Genomic DNA, 18,026 nt, shown 5'->3' with positions numbered 1-18,026 from the left:
TCTGTCCTCCGGAATCACACGCATTCCGTAAAAAGCTGTTTGCGATCGTTCGGGACCTGGCGAATCTCCACCTCGACGCCTTTGCCCACCAGTTGTTGCAACTGCTCTATTTCCTCCGGCAATAAATTAATCGCCTTAGAGATATTTTTACTGCCCTCTTTGGCTTTAATTCCGCCGAGATTAATACTTTTAATTTCCTCGACGGCGCTGGCAATACGCCAGGCGTCATTGACCGATTCCACAACAATAAATAAATTATATTTATCGGTAACCCCGCTTTTTATCGCCTCAATAGAATCATTTATATTTTTAATCACCAGCTTCACCGAGGGTGGTTTAGCAAGCTTAATGGTGGTTTTCCGCAGTTCATCCTCAGGGACACTGTCGTTGGCGATTAAAATACAATCGGCGCCGACATATTGGGTCCAGGAAAAGGCTACCTGGCCGTGAAGTAATCGATGGTCAACCCTTAATAACGTAATCATCATGCATCCTCATTTCAGAAGTCTTTATCCATAGTCATCGCCCCGGCAATAGTCTGATTGCAGTACTGAATGCTCTCTCTGGCGTTGATTAATGCTTCAGAAATTAATTTTTCGGTATTCTCTTCCGCTGCAGAAATAAGCAGATCAATAATTAATGGTAGATTTAACCCGGACAATAAATGGAAGTGCGGGCGCGATAAAAAACGCACAAACTCATTATTCACGCTACCGGCGAAAATATCCGTAATCACTATCAGCTCATCCTGCGCCGGGAAACGCGCCAGCAGCGCCTCCACCTGCTGCGTCAGATCGACCTCCTCTTCCACATAGGCGCACAGAGTATGAATATCCGGCTGTTTACCGAGGATCAGCTCCACAGAGTTCAACAAACCGTTAGCAAAGGTGCCGTGGCTGGCAAAAATATAGTGTCGTTTCATCCTTACCTCGAAAGCGCATTCCACTGCTTTCTTAATTGCAACCGACGTGCCAGAAACAGTGGCGCGTCGGCTAACGTAAGGACAAAAGGGAGAGAAGCGTTAAAACTCTTGATCTTCCTGAATAAATTCCGTTTCTCGCGTCAGAATATCGTGAATGTAGTACAGTTCTACGGCGGGGATTTTGACACTATATCCGCTCTCTATGACACTAAAGGCCTCGCGCAGCGTCGCCAGCTCGCGCTCCGGACACTGCCTTCCCGCATAATGGGTTGGGGAAGCGTGGCGAATTAACCGCTCTATCAGACAGCTGATATGCACATACAGCGCCACTTTACGTTCGTTGGGCACCTCGTACCCGGCCAAATGCTCATAGCGCAGCAAAAACTGCTCAACCTGGTTGATCACCTTCGCGGTATCGAGGATCGTCACCGACTCGATCACCCGCCGCAGCGAGAAGTTTTTCAGGATCAGGTTGTTGATCTCACTGACCTGCTCCGCTGTCGCCAGTTCGCCGAAGATACGCATTAGCGGGCGACTTCCCTCCCCCGAGATCAGCGAATCCAGCGAGATCCATGGGAGATCGGCAAGATGCGGATCGAGGGTGCCGACGATCGCCAGCACGTCGTAGCGGCTGAGCATCGGCTCCCGCCGCGCGGGGTCGGCCAGGGTCTCCACATCGCAGGCCACAATATCAACGCCGAGCGCTTCAGGGATGCTGGCTTTTAACAGCGCCGAAAGGTTCGCCGCAGCGCCCAGGCCGGTGGCGCAGGTGGTCAAAATCGCCCGCGGTTTATCGGTCTGCGGGTAATAGAGCTGGTGCTCAACCGCCAGATCGTCGCCGATCTCGCGGACGATATCTTCCAGCATATCGCCGTGTAAAATCCGCTCCCCGACGTACATCGCCATGCCGGTGGAGACATTGTTAATAATCGCCACCGGCGTATTCAGGCGACGATTAAAATGGCTGTGAATAGCGTTCAGCGATCCCATATCGACCAGAATGATCAGCCCTGAAGCCAGCGCGTGGCGCTCAATATACGCCATCACCTGATTAGCGATAGCCTCCGGCGTCACGTCGAGCGGCATGTCGAATGACTCAAACAGCGGGCTTTTCAGCAAGCGGTTCGCCACGCTGGCGATGCTGCTGGCGGTGGCGTAACCGTGAGCGAGAATAATCGCGCGGGTCACCTGCTGCTGGCTGATTGCGCCGTTTTTCTGGAACCACAGCACCAGCAACAGCAGGTCAATACGCCGGGGCTCAATATCCAGCTTCAACGCCAGCGCGTCGAGGATCGCTTCGCAAAAGCGATACAGCAGCGGGAATTTGTTTGCCAGAAAATCCGCCAGCAGACGGATTTTCTCATTGCTCATCGTGGACGCCGCCTGACGGGAGCGATGGATCAGGTAGTGGCTCAGGGCGTAGAGACAGTTGCCGTTAAACTGGATATTGAAGCGTTTTTCCAGGCGATAATACTCCTCCCGTACCTGATGGGCGATCAGCAGCAACATCTGCGAGCTACTGGCATCCTGGTTATCAAAGATCAGCCGATCGAAGAGGGTTTCAATCTCCTCCCCCATGCTTCTTTGCGCCTCTTCCCAGACCGTTTTTTTATTTAGCACTGCTTCATACAGCGCCAGAATCCGACACTGAACGTCATGGATCAGCCCCTGAACCGGATCGCGCGCCCGCAGCAGCCAGACCAGGCTGGTCTGCGGCTCGATAAGCAGCGGCTCCTTCTGGCCCATGGCTTCACTGAGCGCCGGCGTCGCCGCCATGATATTTTCCGGCAGATCGTGCAGCGTCACGGTCAGCATCTCGCTGCCCGGAGACCTGGCCCAGGCCGATGCAACGGCGTACTTCACCACATTCTTCAGCTCGCCGACGTTGCCTCGATAAACGTACTGCGTCAGAACCTGCAAAAGCCGCGGCGTGAGCAGCAGCCTGGCGGCAAGCGTCCGCGCCTCCTGCCAGAAAAACTGCAGCGTTAGCGCCTCCTTCTCCTCGCGGCTGCGGTGTTGAAGATCGGGCAAGCTGACCAGGATCGGAATACGACGAAGAAAGGTGGTCAGAAACGTGCTGTGAATATCTTCGGTGGTGGCAAACACCAGCCGCAGGGAAATCGGCAGGCCATGGGCGGTCTCTCCCACCCGGTAGATCTCCTTGCGGTCCAGCCAGGTGAAGAGCTTCTCCTGCCCCTGAGCATCCAGTCGATGGACCTCGTCGAGAAACAGCATCCCGCCGTTTGCCGCCTCGAACGCCCCGGCTTTATCGCTCTGCGCGCCGGTAAACGCGCCTTTGACATAGCCAAACAGGTTGGCGGCCAGCAGCTCCGGGTTACTGGCATATTGCGCGCAGTTGAAGCTGACAAAGGGCGCATCGGGCGCCAGCAGGCCCTGGGCGATCGCGAACTCGTGCATCAGCTCCGCCATATAGCTTTTGCCGGTTCCGCTGTCGCCGACGATCAGTAGCGGCAGGCCGCCGTTGGGATAAAACAGCGCGGTTTTCATCTGCTCGATCGGTTTACGCAGGCTGCCGTCATGCCCGGTCAGCAACGAAAAATGGTCCGCCTGTTCCGGCTGGCGGTCACTCTCTGCGAGCAGCTCCGCCATGCTGGCGTACTCGCTGCGGGAAAGGGGGAAGAACTGCTGGCAGAAGGCTTTTTTATGCAGAAAATAGACCGGCCGGGTGTTGATCTTCACCAGCACGTCCTGGGCGACCAGCTGATTGAGATAGTGGCTGGCGGTATTTCTTTGCATCGCGAAACGCTGAGCCAGCCAGCTGGCGGTAAAAACGTCGCTCAGGTTATCCGGATCGAAAAAATCGGTCTGATTTTGCAAAAAAGCCAACAGTTCCGTTTTACGCATTACATCCCCCTCGTCGCCATTACGAAGAGATATGATGCGGCAAAAGAGAGGCTTATCGACGCCCCGTGCTGTTTTTTGCGGCCCAGCGCACACTCCCGCCTAAGCGGACTTCGCTGCCGCACACTCCATCGTCATTTCATACTGCTGCAGCGATAGCGGCGCATACCCCGCCGCGGCAAACAGCGGCGTAAAGGTTTCCGGGACCGTCACTGACGTGCCGATCCCCGGGAACTGCTGCGCCAGCGCCATCAGCAGCGCCTGCGCCAGCCCCTGGCGACGGGCGGCGGGTTCCACCCATAAAAACTGCAGTACAGGCCGTGAGCCCGAGGTGCTCAGTACCGCGAAGGCGCGCTGTTCCAGGGTCACGACGCGGCATGGCAGGGTGGCGAAGGTAAGCGGATCCATCAGCCAGGGGAGCTGACTGTTACTCTCCTCAACGGCGCGTCGAAGCAGTGCCAGGATCGGATAAGGCTGTAACACGCCAGGCGCCGCAGCCAGAGGCTCTGCGCTCAGGTAGCCGCAGAGCCCATAGCGCCGCGTAAAGCCTAACGACTGATACAGCGCGACGGCCGCGTGGTTATCGCGGATCACCTCCAGGGAAACCGTCTCGATCTCCTGCTGCTGCAGAAGCGTCAGCAGCTCCTGCATCAATTTCCGCCCAAGACCTTTGCCGCGCCAGGCCGGGCGCAGGGCAAAGGCCGCCAGGCGAGCCATATTCCCCCGACGCGCGACGATCGCGATCGCCGCCGGTTCATCTCCGGCCAGCCAAACGCGGGAATCGATCAGGCTCATCCCCTCGGCGCTAAAGCGCTGAACAAATCCCTCCACCGACTGGGTCACCGGTACCAGATAGGCTTCAAAACAGGCGTTAAGAATATCCGTTAACTGCACGCTGCTGAACTGCGTGGCGGGAACGGCGGTCAGCTCCATATTTTTCTCCCGAAGGCTGCTATGCTCAGGTGATGAAAACTAACACTATAACTGCCGGCGCCGGATTACGCCTGACCGAGGAGAGTGATATCGCCCTTCTGCCGGCCATTGAACGTTCCGCCGCTCAGGCATTTCGTCAGATCCCCGCTCTCGCCTGGCTGGCGGACAGCGAGGTGATTAGCGTTGCGCGCCATCATGATTATCTGGAAACGGAACATAGTCTGCTGGCGGTGGCCGCCGGGCAGCCGGTTGGTTTTATTCTTACCGAACCGCTCGACGATGCCTTATTTATCGCCGAAATCGCCGTCCACCAGGCCTGGCAGCATCAGGGTATCGGGCGGATGCTGCTGGAGCAGGTTATCGAGCGCGCCCGGCAAATGGCTTACCCGGCGGTGACCCTCACCACCTTCCGCGAAGTGCCGTGGAATGCGCCGTTTTATACCCGCCTGGGATTCGCCATACTCGATGAGCTGACCCTGCCCGCCGGGCTGGCGGCGAAAAGAGAACAGGAGACCCGGCACGGACTGCCGCCGGAGACGCGCTGCGCCATGCGCCTGGCGTTGTAGACGCCAGCGCTGAATTTAGCGGCGATATATGGTACAAAGTACCAATCAAAACTTACCTGTTGCTACCCGTATGTCCTGGTCAATCGATATTATTTCCTGTATTACCGATCGCTTTGTGGAGCTCACGGCGACCGAAAAGCGCATCGCGCAGTTTATTCTCGATGATGTCGCGGCGGCGGCGGAGCTACCCATCGCCGAGATAGCGCGTCTGACTCAGACCAGCCAGGCGTCGGTCACCCGTTTTGCCCGGGCGCTCGGCTGTAAAGACGTCCGTGAGCTGAAGATGAAGCTTGCGCAATCCCTTGCGGTCGGCCAGCGGTTTATCCTCGATGTTCCGGACCTCGAAGGCGTACAGGGGATCTATGAGTCAATCATCAGCGTGCTGGAGACCAATCGCCGGGCGCTGGATATCGAGGCGTTGAAACGTGCGGTGAGCTGGTTGAGTGCAGCGCGGCAGATCCTCGCCCTTGGAATGGGCGGCGGGTCAACCATCTGCGCTCAGGAGATTCAATATCGCCTGTTTCGTCTTGGTCTTCCGGTCGTCAGTCAGAGCGATGGTCTGCTGGTACGCATGATGAGCTCGGCGGTGACGCCGCAGGATGTGGTGATTGTGCTGTCTCTGGGCGGCTATACCCCGGAGATCATCGAGAGCGCGGCGATTGCCAGCCAGTACGGCGCGAAGGTCATTGCGATTACCCCCGCGGGGACGCCGCTGGCTGAACAGGCGGATCTGGTGCTGCCGCTGCTGGTGCGGGAAAACGACTATATCTTCAAGCCCAGCACTTCGCGTTATGCGATGCTGGCGATGGTCGATGTGCTGGCCACCGAACTGGCGATGGCCAACAAAACTCAGGCAAAAGGCAAATTACGTCGTATTAAGCTGGCCCTCGACAGCCACCGCGGCGGCGTCGATCGCCAGCCTCTTGGCGACTAGCCACCGGCAGCGGCGATAAACCTCTCCGCCTGCAGGCGGGTACGTTCCACGGCCTGTCCGGCGCGATAAAGATCGCTGCCCAGACCGGCTCCGGCGCACCCAGCCCGCATCCAGGTTGCCAGATTCTCCGGCGTCACGCCGCCCACCGCCAGCACCGGCACCTCCGACGGCAGCACCGCTTTCAACGCCCGAATGTAGTCCGGACCGAAAGCAGAAGACGGAAATATCTTCAGCCACTGCGCCCCGGCATCCAGCGCGTTAAACGCCTCAGTCGCGGTGGCGCATCCGGCACAAACCTGCATTCCGTGCGCCACTGCCTGACGGATCACCGCAGGCTGGGTATTCGGCGTCACGATAAGCTTCGCCCCGGCCTCAGCGAGAAAATCGACCTGTTCCACGCGCAGTACCGTTCCCGCGCCTATCATCGCCTGCTCGCCAAACCGCGCAACCATCTGCGGAATACTCTGCTGCCAGTCTGGCGAATTGAGCGGGATTTCGATATAGCGAAAGCCTGCATTGATTAGCGTCTCAATATGATCTGCCGCCTCAGCGGGTTGAATGCCGCGTAAAATCGCCACCAGCTTAATCTTGTTCATGCATTATCCTCGCCATGCCAGCCAGCAATGCCTCATCGCCACTGCAGCTGTTAACCGTCATTCCGCGCGCCTTCATCGCCCGACCGTAGCGGGCATTCAGCGCCGGGTCGCCAACCAGCGTGACGGCAGAAGCACGGAAACGCTGCCCCAGGGTCGCCACCTCCGCGCCAATCAGCAGCCCGGAGAGGTAATCGCTGACCGAGCTTGCCGCCAGACCGCCCAGCACCCGGGCGGCCCTGGCGACAAACAGTTCGCTAATCAGCGACGGCTGCGCCAGCCCTTTTTCCAGCCCCCGTTCAAACGCCGCCTCGTCCGGCTGCTGGGCAGGCAGCCCTTTGCCGATCAGCGATTGCGTCATCAGCAGATGATGCAGTTCGCCGGTCATCGCCGTGGCAAAATAACGCACCGCGCCGCCCGCCACCTGGACCCATTTGCAGTGGGTGCCCGGCAGCACGTAACACTCCGCTGGCGCCAGCTGGCAGGCCCCCAGCAGCTGCGTCTCTTCGCCGCGCATCACGTTGAAATCCCCGTCCTGTTCAATCTTGAGGCCGGGAATAATCCACACGCCTTCAGCAACGGCGCATAGCTGCCGCCCGGGCGCGTCGATCGCCGCCGGACAGTCCAGATACGGCACCGCCTGCCAGCCCGCGTCGCTGCCGATCATCCCGGCCATCAGCACCGGCAGCGCCTGTGCGCCGCGCCAGGGGGCCAAATGCTCCGCGAATACATCGGCAGGCGATCGTCCGTTCAGGCGGGTAATACCCAGCGGCAGCTGCTTCGTTTCGACGCACTGGCCGTTGCGAATCAGCCAGCCGCGCAGCTGGGTAGAGCCCCAGTCGACGGCAATATAATCCTTCATTGTGCTTCTCCTGAGATCTGCACCGCCGTCTTCGCCGGGATCGCCTCCCCTTCCCGCTCCTGGGTAATCATTTCCAGCGCCTGCTGACGGCTGATTTTGCTGGCTGGCGTCATGACGGTGACAAAAATAGCGGAAACAAAGCTGCCAACGACCGACGGAATGCACGGATTGCCCCAGTAAGCCAGCCAGTCGGCCTTAACCAGAACCACAATAGACACCAGCATGCCGCTCAGCAGCGCGGTGAGCGCCCCCTGCCAGTTAAAGCGCAGCCAGAAGCGGCCGAGAATGGAACAGACGAAGAGCCCGGACATCAGCATGGAGATCATTTTGGTGATATAGCTGATGATATCGTTCGAGGTCAGGGCGAAGATCATCGCCAGGCCGATGACGAACGCCAGCATCCAGCGAGAGAGCGTTATCGCCTTATGCGCCGGCGGCATTTTTCCGGTCACGAGGGTATAGACATCCCGCATCATGATGGCCACGGCGGCTATCGCATCGGAGCTGGCCGAAGACATGGTGGCGGAAAGTCCGGCAATCAGGACCACCAGCCCGAGGATCGCCGGTAAGAAGCTGGTGGCGAACAGGAAGGCGTAGTTACTGTTCTCAAGATTGGGGTTCATCGTCCAGGCCGCCATGCCGATGATCGCCGGCAGCACCGAGAAAAACAGATACAGCACGCCGGTATAGACAAACGAGCGCCGCACCGAAGAGACGTCTTTTCCCGAGTAAATACGCTGGCGATAGGAAGGGGTCGCCAGCACGCCGACGCCGATGACCATCGCCAGCGATAGCGCCGGAATGGTCCCCAACTTATCGACCGCAAACAGGCTCATCGCCTTGGGATCCATCGCCTGAACGATGGCATCCCAGCCCCCGACGTGAACCACCGCCAGAATCGCCATCAGGATAAAACCGAAAAACAGAATTAATGCCTGAATGGTGTCTGTCCACACCACAGCAGAATAACCGCCGATAATGACGTAAATCGCAAACGCCATGGCAATAATAATTTTTGCCACCGTCAGATTAATTCCTGTCGCCCAGGCTAAATACATACTCCCGCCAAGAATATGCGCCCCCAGCCAGCCAATTGAGGCAATAAATATCATTATTCCGACGAGGTTTTTAATTAAATGGCTGCCACCAGTGTAATAAGAAAGCTCTTCGCTCATGGTCATAAAGCGCAGCTTTCGCACCGGCGCAAACAGCCAGGCCACCAGTAAAATACCGATGGCGCCGCCCACGCCGTAGAGCATCCCGGCCCATCCATTGCTGTAGCCGAAGCCGACAGCGCCCATGCTTGAACCGGTTCCCACCATGGTCGCCACGGTAGACCCCAGCGTCAGGAACAGCGGCAAAGAACGGCCGCCGAGTAAAAAATCCTCACCGCTTTTTTGATGACGGGACACGTACCAGCCAAGCCAAATCATGGCCAACGCGTAAATAATAAAGCCGACTAAAAAGACATGACTATTCATAATTCACATCCTGCCAGTTAATTTTGTAAAGGTAAAAGGCTACGAAGCGCTGAATTATTTCAGCGCTCAAAATGACTGTTTATATTTCTGGTGACTAACTTTTTATGCGCGAGAAGCGTTATAACAGGTCACATCCACTTCGACTTTACAATCCACCACCAGGTCCGCTACGCAGCAGATGCGGGCAGGCGGGTTGTCGCCAAAGAACTCGCGGAAGACTTTATTGAAAGACTGAAAATAGCGCGCATCGGTGAGGATCACTTTAACATGCACCACGTCGGCCAGGGTGTAGCCCGCTTCGGTCATGATATCTACGCAGTTCTGAATCGCCAGACGCGACTGGTCGACAATCCCGCCTTCCACCACTTCCCCGTCCTTCATCGGCGTCTGGCCGGAGACGTACAGCCAGCCTCCCGCTTCCACCGCCCGCGCGAACGGCAGGTGCTGCCCGCCGGTACCGGTACCGCCCTCTACGCCATAACGTTTAATACTCATTTTTCACTCCTCAGTTCATTCGGCGGCGCAGGAAACGCCCCGCGCGCCCGATAATCTTTTTGTCGCTGCCGTAGCTCATCACGCCGTTAACCATCACCGCCTCAATACCGTCCGCCGGACGTTTCGGGTCGGAGAAACTGGCGACATCGCGCACCGTCAGCGGGTCAAACAGCACCAGGTCGGCGTAGTAGCCCACTTTTACCAGCCCACGATCCGCCAGCTGGAAGCGCGCCGACGACAGCCCGGTCATTTTGTGGATCGCGGTAGTCAGCGGAAACAGCCGTTCATCGCGGCAGTAGTGGCCCAGGACTCGCGGAAACGCGCCCCACAGCCGCGGATGCGGCATCGGGTCGTTCGGCAGCCCGTCGGAGCCAATCATGGTCACCGGATAACCCAGCACCCGCCGTACGTCCTGCTCGTCCATGTTGTAATAAATAGCGCCTGCCGGCATCAGCCGCGCCGCGGCGTCGTGCAGGCTCACCTGCCATTCATCGGCGATCTGCTGCAGCGTTTTTCCGGCCTGCTCGGGCTGTGCTTCCGACCAGGTGATGACGATATCGAACTCATCGGTGACCTGCTTCATATCCAGCGTCGACGAGCTGGCGGAATAGGGGTAACAGTCACAGGCGATCTCCTGGCGCTGGCGCATCTCATCGAAGAAAGCCAGCGTCTCCTTCGTGCGACCCCAGTTTTTCGCGCCGGCGCACTTATGGTGCGAGACCACCACCGGCACGTTGCCGTGGCGACCAATGCGGAACGCCTCGTCGAGCGCCTCCAGAATCGGCTCGAACTCCGAACGCAGATGGGTGGTGTAAATTCCCCCCTCTGCCGTCAGCTCCTCAGCGAGCGCCATCACTTCTTCGGTGGTCGACTGGAAGGCGCTGGCGTAGGCAAGTCCCGTGCTCAGTCCTAAAGCGCCCTGCCGCAGCGCATCGCGCAACTGTATGCGCATGCCGGCGATTTCCGTCTCGCTCGCCGGGCGGAACAGGTCATCCATATGGTTATTACGCAACGCGGTGTGCCCAATCAGCGTCCCGACGTTAAGCGAAGGTCGCGCGGCCTCTACCGCATGGGCATAAGCCTCCACGGTGGGATAGATAAAGTGCTGCTGCTCGCCGAGGAGATTCATCGGGTCCGGCACTTCGCCGCGCATGGTGGCGGTTGCCGCGCTGATCCCACAGTTGCCGACGATCACGGTTGTCACCCCCTGGCTGAGCTTAGGCAGATACTCCGGCATGCGGATGACGTTGATATCGTCATGGGTGTGAACATCGATAAAGCCAGGCGCCAGCACCCGCCCTTGACCATCTATCTCCTGCTCCGCCGCGACGTCAAGCGCCGGAGCGATAGCCATTATTCGGTCGCCCTTCACCGCCACATCGGCACGGTATTGCGGCCCGCCGCTCCCGTCGATCACCGTGACGTTTTTGAAAAGCCAGTCAACTTTCATAGCAATTACTCCCTTTCGACATACCGACAAGTTAACCATTTACAAGTGCAAAAAACAGTGGAAAACTACGCAAAAACCAGATCATTTTGTGATACTTTTATTCAAAATAAACAATAATCATTAATTAAAGACATTATTATCAAATATTTATAACTGATACCCAGAAACTCACCGATTATAAACCCTGAAAGGATAGTGTTATGAAATACCATTCAGCACCCCTCATTCCGCACAAATCCGCCCTCATGTCCGCGCCGGCTAATCTGCTGGCGGAAGAGGTCTGTCTGCCTGCCGCGCTGCTAAAAAAGTCGGCGCTGGAAAATAATATTTTATGGATGCAGCGCTACGCCGATGCCCGCGGCGTATCGCTGGCGCCGCATGGTAAAACGACAATGACGCCATGGATATTTCAGGCGCAGCAGCGAGCGGGAGCGTGGGGGATTGGCGTGGGCAGCGCCTGGCAGGCCAGCGCGGCGATGGCCAGCGGCATCCAGCGCGTCCTGATGGTCAATCAGCTGGTCGGTAAGGCCAATATGCAGGTGGTCGCGCAGCTAAAAGCCCACTACCGGGCAGTGGATTTTATCTGCTGTGTCGATAGCGAGGCCAACGTGCGCGCCCTCTCCGCGTTCTTCGCCGCCCAGGGGCAAACGCTGGATGTGCTGATTGAACTTGGCGTGCCGGGCGGGCGCTGCGGCTGTCGTAGCGTGGATGACGCGCTGGCATTGGCGCAGCGGGTCAGCGACCTGCCGGGGCTACGGCTACGCGGTCTGGAATTGTATGAAGGGGTCCTGCACGGCGACGATCCGCAACCGCAGGTGGAAGCGCTATTACAACAGGCTGCAGCGCTAGCCTGCCGCATGGAGCCGCTGGTTGACGGCGAATTTATTCTCACCGGCGCGGGCACCGTCTGGTATGACGTGGTGTGCAACATCTGGCTGGCGGCGGCAAAACCGCGCCGCTGCCGTATCGTCATTCGCCCTGGCTGTTATATCACCCACGATCGCGGGATCTACGATCTCGCCCAACAAGCGCTGATCGCCCGCGATCCGATTGCCTGCGATCTCGCCGGCGATCTCACTTCAGCGCTGGAGCTGATGGCAATGGTGCAATCGGTGCCGGAGGCAGATCGTGCGGTGGTGAATTTCGGCAAGCGCGACTGCGCTTTCGACGCCGGGCTGCCGCAGCCGATCGCCCATTATCGTCACGGCAGGGAGTTAGCGCTGCGCGCGGAGTCGATCGTCAGCATCGGCATCATGGATCAGCACTGTATGCTGCGCCTGGCGCCGGGCAGCGATGTGCAGGTCGGCGATATTCTGCTGTTCGGCACCTCGCACCCCTGTCTGACCTTTGATAAGTGGAAGACGTTGCTGCTGGTCGATGACGACTACAACGTGCTGGACGAGCTCGACACGCTGTTTTGACAGGCATCCCGGGTGGCGGCGCTTCGCGCCTTACCCGGGCTACACAATCCGCGACGTTCGGTAGCCCGGCTAAACGTAGCGCAAGCCGGGGGATGCCCCGGTGGCGGCGCTTCGCGCCTTGCCCGGGCTACACAACCCGCGACGTTCGGTAGCCCGGCTAAGCGTAGCGCAAGCCGGGGGATGTCCCGGGGGACGGCGATTCGCGCCTTACCCGCCCTGGCGCAAGGCGCAAATCTCATCATGCAATGAACGGCTGATGACAACCCCCTGCTGCTCACTCTGCTGGCGACAGGCGAACCGCCGCTCTCCCGGTAACCGTGCCCCTTGCTCCTGCATCCCTCTGAACAGGGTTTCGGCGCGCGCCAGCTGCTCCTGTGCCTGCGCGCCGAGAAAACGCTGCGGATCCAGCGCCAGAATCAGTTCTCCGCCGTAGGGTAAACCGCCCGCGCCGTTATCCCACGCCAGCGATTCGGCGCTGGTCATATCGCCGATAAGCGGCCCGGCCAGCAGCTCAACCATTGCCGCCAGCGCCGAGCCCTTATGGCCGCCGAAGGTTAACATCGCGCCGTTCAGTACCTCTGTGGCATCGGTAGTCGGCTGCCCCTGGCTGTCGATTCCCCACCCTTCCGGTAGCGCTTTGCCGGCACGCTGATGCAGCTGGATCTCGCCGCGCGCCGCGGCGCTGGTCGCCATATCCACAATAAACGGCGGCTCCTCCCGCCGCGGCCAGCCAAAGGCGATAGGGTTGGTGCCGAACAGCGGACGGGTGCCGCCCGCCGGGGCGACCCAGGCATGGCTTGGCGTACAGGCCAGCCCCACCAGCCCTGCCTCAGTCAACGGCTCAATATCGGCAAACAACGCGGAAAAATGGACGCAGCGGTTAATCGCCAGCGCCGCAATACCGCTGTGCCGCGCTTTCTCCAGCAGCAGCGGCAGCGCGCGTTCGTAGGCCAGCAGCGAAAAGGCGCCCCCGGCATCCGCCCGCACAATCGCCGGCGCCTGGTCGTGGATCTGCGGCTCGGCATCAGGCGAAACCTTACCTTTACGCAAGGTATCGACAATGCCCAACAGCCGCCACAGGCCGTGGGAAGCGCAGCCGTCGCGCTCCCCGGCAGCCACGTTACGGGCGATGGCCGCCGCGTGGTCGGCGCTGAATCCATTGGCGCTGAGCACCGCCAGCGCCAGGTCATAAGCTTCTGGTAACGATAGAGTTACCGACCCCATACTGTTCTCCTTTACTCTTCTTCGTCTCCGCTAAAATTAGCCTGCGGCAGACAGCTGCGCGCGCCCCAGTAATAAATCCCCAGCGACATCGCCGCCACCAGCACCGTATCCCAGGGGTGACCAATAACATTAAGCCCGCCGAAGCTGCCCAGCCAGGAAAAGAGGATAATCAACGCATAAAAAGCGATCAGCCACAGCGAAGACTTCACCTGCTGCGCCAGGCTCACGGTATGTTCCGGCACCTTGCCTTTGCACATCACATACACCACAAACATCACGATCTGCAGCCCCAGCAGCCACGAGAGCGTATTCCAGCCGGACCAGTAGACGATCAGCGCCGAGACCATAAACGACACCGGGCCGATGATGCCGAAGGCGCGCACGCGGAACGGCCGCGGCAGATCCGGGGCGTTGCGGCGCAGCCCGGCGGCGGTCACCGGGGCGATGGCGTAGCTCAGCACCAGGGCCGCCGACACCACGCTTATCAGCTGTTCCCAGGAGGGGAACGGCAGCGTCCAGAAAATCGACAGCCCAAAGGTCAGCCACAGCGCCGGGCGCGGAATACCGGACGCTTTATCAATATGGGTAAAGGCTTTAAAGAAAGTACCCGCCTTCGCCCAGCCGTAGATCACCCGCGGCGTCGCGTTCATATAGATATTGCCGGTGCCGCTCGGGGAGATGATCGCATCGCTTATCACCATAAAGGCCAGCCAGCCCATGCCGAGGGTAATGGCGATATCGCGATACGGCAGCGAGAACTGTTTGCTCACTTCGGCCCAACCGCCGTTCAGCATCTCGGTGGGGATACTGCCAAGGAACGCCAGCTGCAGCAGCACGTAGATAATCGTCGACAGCACCACTGATAAAATCAACGCGATAGGGATAGTCCGCTGTGGCTTTTGTACTTCGCTGGCCACCGAGATAATCGGCGTCAGTCCCAGATAGGCGAAGATAATTCCCCCGGCGCTGATCGCCGCTTCCACCCCGGACATACCAAACGGCGCAATGCCCTGAACATGCAGGTTCTCAGGTTTAAAGAAGGCGAACAGCGTGACCACCACCAGCAGCGGCACCAGAAACTTGAGCACGCTGATGAAGTTGTTCGAGCGGGCGAAGGTCTTGACGCTGTAGTAGTTCAGCGCGAAGAAGAAACAGAGCAGCAGGAACTGCACCCCCCACCCCAGCAGCGTCGGCGAGCTGGAGCCCGGCTGGGTCAGCGCCGGAAACCAGGCCGCGGCATATTGCCGGGCGGCGACAATTTCTATCGAGATCAGGCTGGAGAAGGCGATCAGGGTGATGAACCCCAGCAGATAACCCATCAGCTCGCCGTGGGAAAAGACCGGGTAACGAATAATGCCGCCGGCGCGCGGCAGCGCCGCCCCCAGCTCGCAGTAGACAATCCCCAGCAGCAGCACCGCAAAGCCGCCGATCACCCACGACGCGATACCGGCCGGACCGGCAATGGATGCCACATGGCTGGCGGCGAATAACCATCCGGAGCCGAAGATCGCCCCCAGGCCGATAAAGGTGAGGTCGGTCAGAGTCAGCTGTTTTTTAAACTTACCCGACTCCGCAACGCGTGTTTGACTGTTATGCGTAGTGTGAATGGTCATGGTGATGCCCTTGCGTCAATGAGAGGAGGAAATCGCTTCCCGGGTCCACTGGCCGTTGACCAGGCGCAGCAGGTTTAAAGGGTTCGCATCCTGCAGCGCCGGCGGTAACAGGGCGGCCGGCGCATTCTGCAGGCAGACCGGGCGCAGAAAACGCTCAATCGCCCGGCTGCCGACCGACGTCCCGCGCGCATCGGTCGTCGCCGGCCATGGGCCGCCGTGGACCATCGCATCGCACACTTCCACGCCGGTGGGATAACCGTTAAACAGCACCCGTCCGGCCTTCTCGCACAGCAGCGGTAGCAGACTCGCCGCCAGCGGGCCGTCGTCCGCTTCCGCGTGCAGCGTCGCGGTGAGCTGTCCTTGCAGCGCTTTCACCACCGCCTGCAGCTGGGCTGCGTCGTCCACTTCCACCAGCAACGATAGCGGGCCGAAAACTTCGGTCTGCAGCAGCGTATCCTGCGCCAGCAGATCCTCGACCTGAGCCTGCCACAGCTGGGTTTGCGCCTCCCCGGCGCCGGCGGCGAGGCCGCTCGCCAGCCTCTCGATACGCGGATGCGCCGCCAGCGCCGCCACGCCCTGGTGGTAGTGCTGAAGGGTCGGCGCATTGAGCAACACCTGCGGCGCGCAGCCCGCTACCGCCGCGCACAGCGCCGACTTAAAGCGTTCCAGTCCGGCGCCGCGCAGCGCCAGAATCAGTCCCGGACGGGTACAGAACTGGCCGCCGCCGAGGGTAAATGACGCCACCAGCGCGTTCGCCAGCGCCTCGGCCCGCGTCTGCAGCGCCTGCGGCAGAATAATCAGCGGGTTAATCGCCGACATTTCAGCAAACAGCGGGATTGGCTGCGGGCGCTGCTGCGCCAGCTGATATAGCGCCTTACCGCCGGCCAGCGAGCCGGTAAAGCCAACGGCCTGAATCGCTGGATGGCGGACTAATTCGGCGCCGATATCCGTCCCGAAAATCATATTGAATACGCCGCCGGGTAACCCACACCGCGCGACCGCCCGGACGATCGCGTCAGCGGTCAGCTCGGCGGTGGCCATATGGCCCGCATGGGCCTTCACCACCACCGGGCAGCCAGCCGCCAGCGCCGAGGCGGTATCGCCGCCAGCGGTGGAAAAGGCCAACGGAAAGTTGCTGGCGCCAAACACCGCCACCGGCCCTAACGCCTGCTGATATTGACGCAGGTCCGGGCGCGGCAGCGGCTGACGGTCGGCTAAGGCGGTATCAATACGGGCGGCGAAGGTATCCCCGCGCAGGATCACGCCAGCAAACATCCGCAGCTGGCCGCTGGTTCGCGCCCGCTCGCCCTGCAGCCGCGCCAGCGGCAGCGCGGTCTCCTGTTCGGCGATAGCAAAAAACGCCTCCCCCAGCGCGTCCAGTTCATCGGCAATGGCGCAGAGAAAGTGCGCCCGCTGCTGCGGCGCGGTCTGTGAATAAATGGCAAACGCCTGCTGCGCCGCCTCCGCGGCCTGGGCGGCCTCCTCGCGGGAAGCCGGATAAAAGCGATGGCCGGTGGCTTCGCCATCCACCGCCCGCAGGCTCAATAGCGTCGCTTCGCCGCTGGCAACGCGGCGTCCGGCGATAAACTGCCGTCCCGCCGTGGTTTGAGATGCATTCATACTGACTCCTGTGCTCAGAGGCCAACGTCCGGCAGGGCAGGACGAGTCGCCAGCGCCTGTTCCACGATCGCCACCACCTGCTGGCGCGTTTCGCCTTCCAGCGCCAGACGCGGCGGACGGGTCACAGCGCTGCCGCGTCCGAGTAGCTCTTCGCACAGCTTGATGCACTGCACCAGATCCGGACGCGCATCGAGATGCAGCAGCGGCATGAACCAGCGGTACAGCGCCATCGCTTCTTCGTAACGCTGTTGGCGGGCGAGACGGAATAACGTTTCCCCTTCGCGCGGGAAGGCGTTGGACATTCCGGAGATCCACCCTTCCGCGCCGACGGCGATGCTTTCCACCACCACGTCATCCAGCCCGGCAAACAGCACGAAGCGGTCGCCAACGGTGTTACGCAGGTCGATAAAGCGGCGGGTATCGCCGGAGGAGTCTTTAAAGCAGACGATGTTGTCGCAATCGGTCAGGGTGGCGAGAATGTCCGGCGTCACGTCGTTTTTGTAAATCGGCGGGTTGTTGTAGACCATGATCGGCAGGTCGGTGGCGGTGGCCACGCTGCGGAAGTGGGCGGCGGTTTCATGCGGTTTTGAGGAGTAGACCAGCGCCGGCATCACCATGATCCCGTCGACGCCGACGCGCTCCGCCTCTTTCGCCATCTTCTGGGCAAAGGCGGTGGTGAACTCGGCCACCCCGGCGATCACCGGAATTTTGCCGCCGGCGGCATCTTTCGCCACCTCGATAATCTGCAATTTTTCATCAGTGCTCAGGGAGGTGTTCTCCCCTACGCTGCCGCACACCACCAGCCCGGAAACGCCATCTTTGACCAGGTTTTTCATCACCGCGTGGGTGGCGTCTAAATCGAGGGAGTAATCGCTACGAAACTGCGTGCTAACCGCCGGGAATACGCCGCTCCAGTGAATCGCTTTATTGCTCATGCTCGGTTCCTTGTCGTCATTTTGTTAAGTCGAGGTGAATGATTGGTGAATATTCACTGACAGATTGACGCGTCGCGGAACCGGCGGCTTGTCGGTTTTCCCTTAATCCGATGAC

17 protein-coding genes are annotated in these 18,026 nt (G+C 59.7%); 4 read left to right on the top strand and 13 right to left on the bottom strand.

Annotation, left to right across the window (positions count from 1 at the left end; all coding sequences use genetic code 11):
- Nucleotides 1–14 precede the first annotated feature (14 nt).
- The 4 genes from ACOI7D_RS15260 to ACOI7D_RS15245 form a co-directional block, all read right to left on the bottom strand.
- The gene (locus ACOI7D_RS15260; protein WP_023319678.1) at nt 15–485 is read right to left on the bottom strand and encodes a PTS sugar transporter subunit IIB; all 471 of its coding nucleotides are present in this window, start codon (nt 483–485) and stop codon (nt 15–17) included.
- A 14-nt stretch (nt 486–499) separates the two neighbouring features.
- A complete protein-coding gene (locus tag ACOI7D_RS15255) occupies nt 500–922 on the bottom strand; it encodes a PTS sugar transporter subunit IIA (RefSeq protein ID WP_109546676.1) in 423 nt (140 codons plus the stop codon).
- Between the two features lie 99 nt (nt 923–1,021).
- Entirely contained in the window at nt 1,022–3,787 is a 2,766-nt protein-coding gene (locus ACOI7D_RS15250; RefSeq protein WP_244341734.1) for a sigma 54-interacting transcriptional regulator, read from the bottom strand.
- Between the two features lie 99 nt (nt 3,788–3,886).
- Nucleotides 3,887–4,717 carry a GNAT family N-acetyltransferase gene (locus ACOI7D_RS15245; RefSeq protein ID WP_032454781.1) on the bottom strand — a complete coding sequence of 277 codons (831 nt, stop codon included), beginning with the start codon at nt 4,715–4,717 and terminating at the stop codon, nt 3,887–3,889.
- Nucleotides 4,718–4,749: 32 nt separating this feature from the next.
- Here ACOI7D_RS15245 and ACOI7D_RS15240 point away from each other — a divergent pair, with 32 nt between their 5' ends.
- Both ACOI7D_RS15240 and ACOI7D_RS15235 read left to right on the top strand, forming a co-directional pair.
- Nucleotides 4,750–5,283 carry a GNAT family N-acetyltransferase gene (locus tag ACOI7D_RS15240; protein WP_032454780.1) on the top strand — a complete coding sequence of 178 codons (534 nt, stop codon included), beginning with the start codon at nt 4,750–4,752 and terminating at the stop codon, nt 5,281–5,283.
- Nucleotides 5,284–5,353: 70 nt separating this feature from the next.
- Complete coding sequence (locus ACOI7D_RS15235; protein WP_032429092.1) at nt 5,354–6,217, top strand: MurR/RpiR family transcriptional regulator; 864 nt, start codon at nt 5,354–5,356, stop codon at nt 6,215–6,217.
- On the opposite strand, the gene ACOI7D_RS15230 is transcribed toward ACOI7D_RS15235, so the two are convergent.
- The 5 genes from ACOI7D_RS15230 to ACOI7D_RS15210 all read right to left on the bottom strand — a co-directional run bounded on the left by ACOI7D_RS15230 (nt 6,214) and on the right by ACOI7D_RS15210 (nt 11,098).
- Entirely contained in the window at nt 6,214–6,813 is a 600-nt protein-coding gene (locus ACOI7D_RS15230) for a 2-dehydro-3-deoxy-6-phosphogalactonate aldolase (protein ID WP_023291861.1), read from the bottom strand. The two genes, ACOI7D_RS15235 and ACOI7D_RS15230, sit on opposite strands and share 4 nt — an antisense overlap.
- Entirely contained in the window at nt 6,800–7,672 is an 873-nt protein-coding gene (locus tag ACOI7D_RS15225; protein ID WP_072421110.1) for a 2-dehydro-3-deoxygalactonokinase, read from the bottom strand. Before ACOI7D_RS15225 ends, ACOI7D_RS15230 begins: the two co-directional genes overlap by 14 nt.
- Nucleotides 7,669–9,153 carry a sodium:solute symporter family protein gene (locus tag ACOI7D_RS15220; RefSeq protein WP_023291859.1) on the bottom strand — a complete coding sequence of 495 codons (1,485 nt, stop codon included), beginning with the start codon at nt 9,151–9,153 and terminating at the stop codon, nt 7,669–7,671. The genes ACOI7D_RS15225 and ACOI7D_RS15220 overlap by 4 nt, the downstream gene beginning before the upstream one ends.
- A 102-nt stretch (nt 9,154–9,255) precedes the next feature.
- Entirely contained in the window at nt 9,256–9,648 is a 393-nt protein-coding gene (locus tag ACOI7D_RS15215; protein ID WP_004204205.1) for a RidA family protein, read from the bottom strand.
- Nucleotides 9,649–9,658: 10 nt separating this feature from the next.
- Nucleotides 9,659–11,098 carry an N-acyl-D-amino-acid deacylase family protein gene (locus ACOI7D_RS15210; protein ID WP_109546677.1) on the bottom strand — a complete coding sequence of 480 codons (1,440 nt, stop codon included), beginning with the start codon at nt 11,096–11,098 and terminating at the stop codon, nt 9,659–9,661.
- On the opposite strand from ACOI7D_RS15210, the gene ACOI7D_RS15205 reads away from it, so the two are divergent.
- Together ACOI7D_RS15205 and ACOI7D_RS15200 are read left to right on the top strand one after the other, a co-directional pair.
- Nucleotides 11,076–11,222, top strand: coding sequence for a hypothetical protein (locus ACOI7D_RS15205; protein ID WP_044525291.1), 147 nt, complete (start codon nt 11,076–11,078; stop codon nt 11,220–11,222). The genes ACOI7D_RS15210 and ACOI7D_RS15205 overlap by 23 nt on opposite strands.
- Nucleotides 11,223–11,298: 76 nt before the next feature.
- Complete coding sequence (locus ACOI7D_RS15200; protein ID WP_109546678.1) at nt 11,299–12,519, top strand: amino acid deaminase; 1,221 nt, start codon at nt 11,299–11,301, stop codon at nt 12,517–12,519.
- Nucleotides 12,520–12,726: 207 nt separating this feature from the next.
- Here ACOI7D_RS15200 and ACOI7D_RS15195 read toward each other — a convergent pair whose 3' ends face one another.
- Genes ACOI7D_RS15195 through ACOI7D_RS15180 form a run of 4 tightly spaced genes read right to left on the bottom strand, consistent with a single transcriptional unit; the run spans nt 12,727 to nt 17,911 of the window.
- Nucleotides 12,727–13,743: an Ldh family oxidoreductase gene (locus tag ACOI7D_RS15195; RefSeq protein ID WP_085551426.1), complete on the bottom strand. Its 1,017-nt coding sequence runs from the start codon at nt 13,741–13,743 to the stop codon at nt 12,727–12,729.
- 11 nt (nt 13,744–13,754) lie between these two features.
- On the bottom strand, nt 13,755–15,356 hold the full coding sequence (locus ACOI7D_RS15190; RefSeq protein ID WP_060591511.1) for an APC family permease: 1,602 nt from the start codon (nt 15,354–15,356) through the stop codon (nt 13,755–13,757).
- A gap of 15 nt (nt 15,357–15,371) precedes the next feature.
- On the bottom strand, nt 15,372–16,976 hold the full coding sequence (locus tag ACOI7D_RS15185) for an aldehyde dehydrogenase (NADP(+)) (protein WP_109546679.1): 1,605 nt from the start codon (nt 16,974–16,976) through the stop codon (nt 15,372–15,374).
- Between the two features lie 14 nt (nt 16,977–16,990).
- Nucleotides 16,991–17,911, bottom strand: a complete 921-nt coding sequence (locus tag ACOI7D_RS15180; protein WP_004204197.1) for a dihydrodipicolinate synthase family protein — start codon at nt 17,909–17,911, stop codon at nt 16,991–16,993.
- Between the last annotated feature and the right edge of the window lie 115 nt (nt 17,912–18,026).

It is taken from the genome of Klebsiella sp. C360 (genome assembly GCF_048822415.1).
GTDB classification, from domain to species: domain Bacteria; phylum Pseudomonadota; class Gammaproteobacteria; order Enterobacterales; family Enterobacteriaceae; genus Klebsiella; species Klebsiella quasipneumoniae.
Note: the sequence above shows the minus strand (reverse complement) of the source record. Positions and strands in the feature narration are given on the sequence as shown.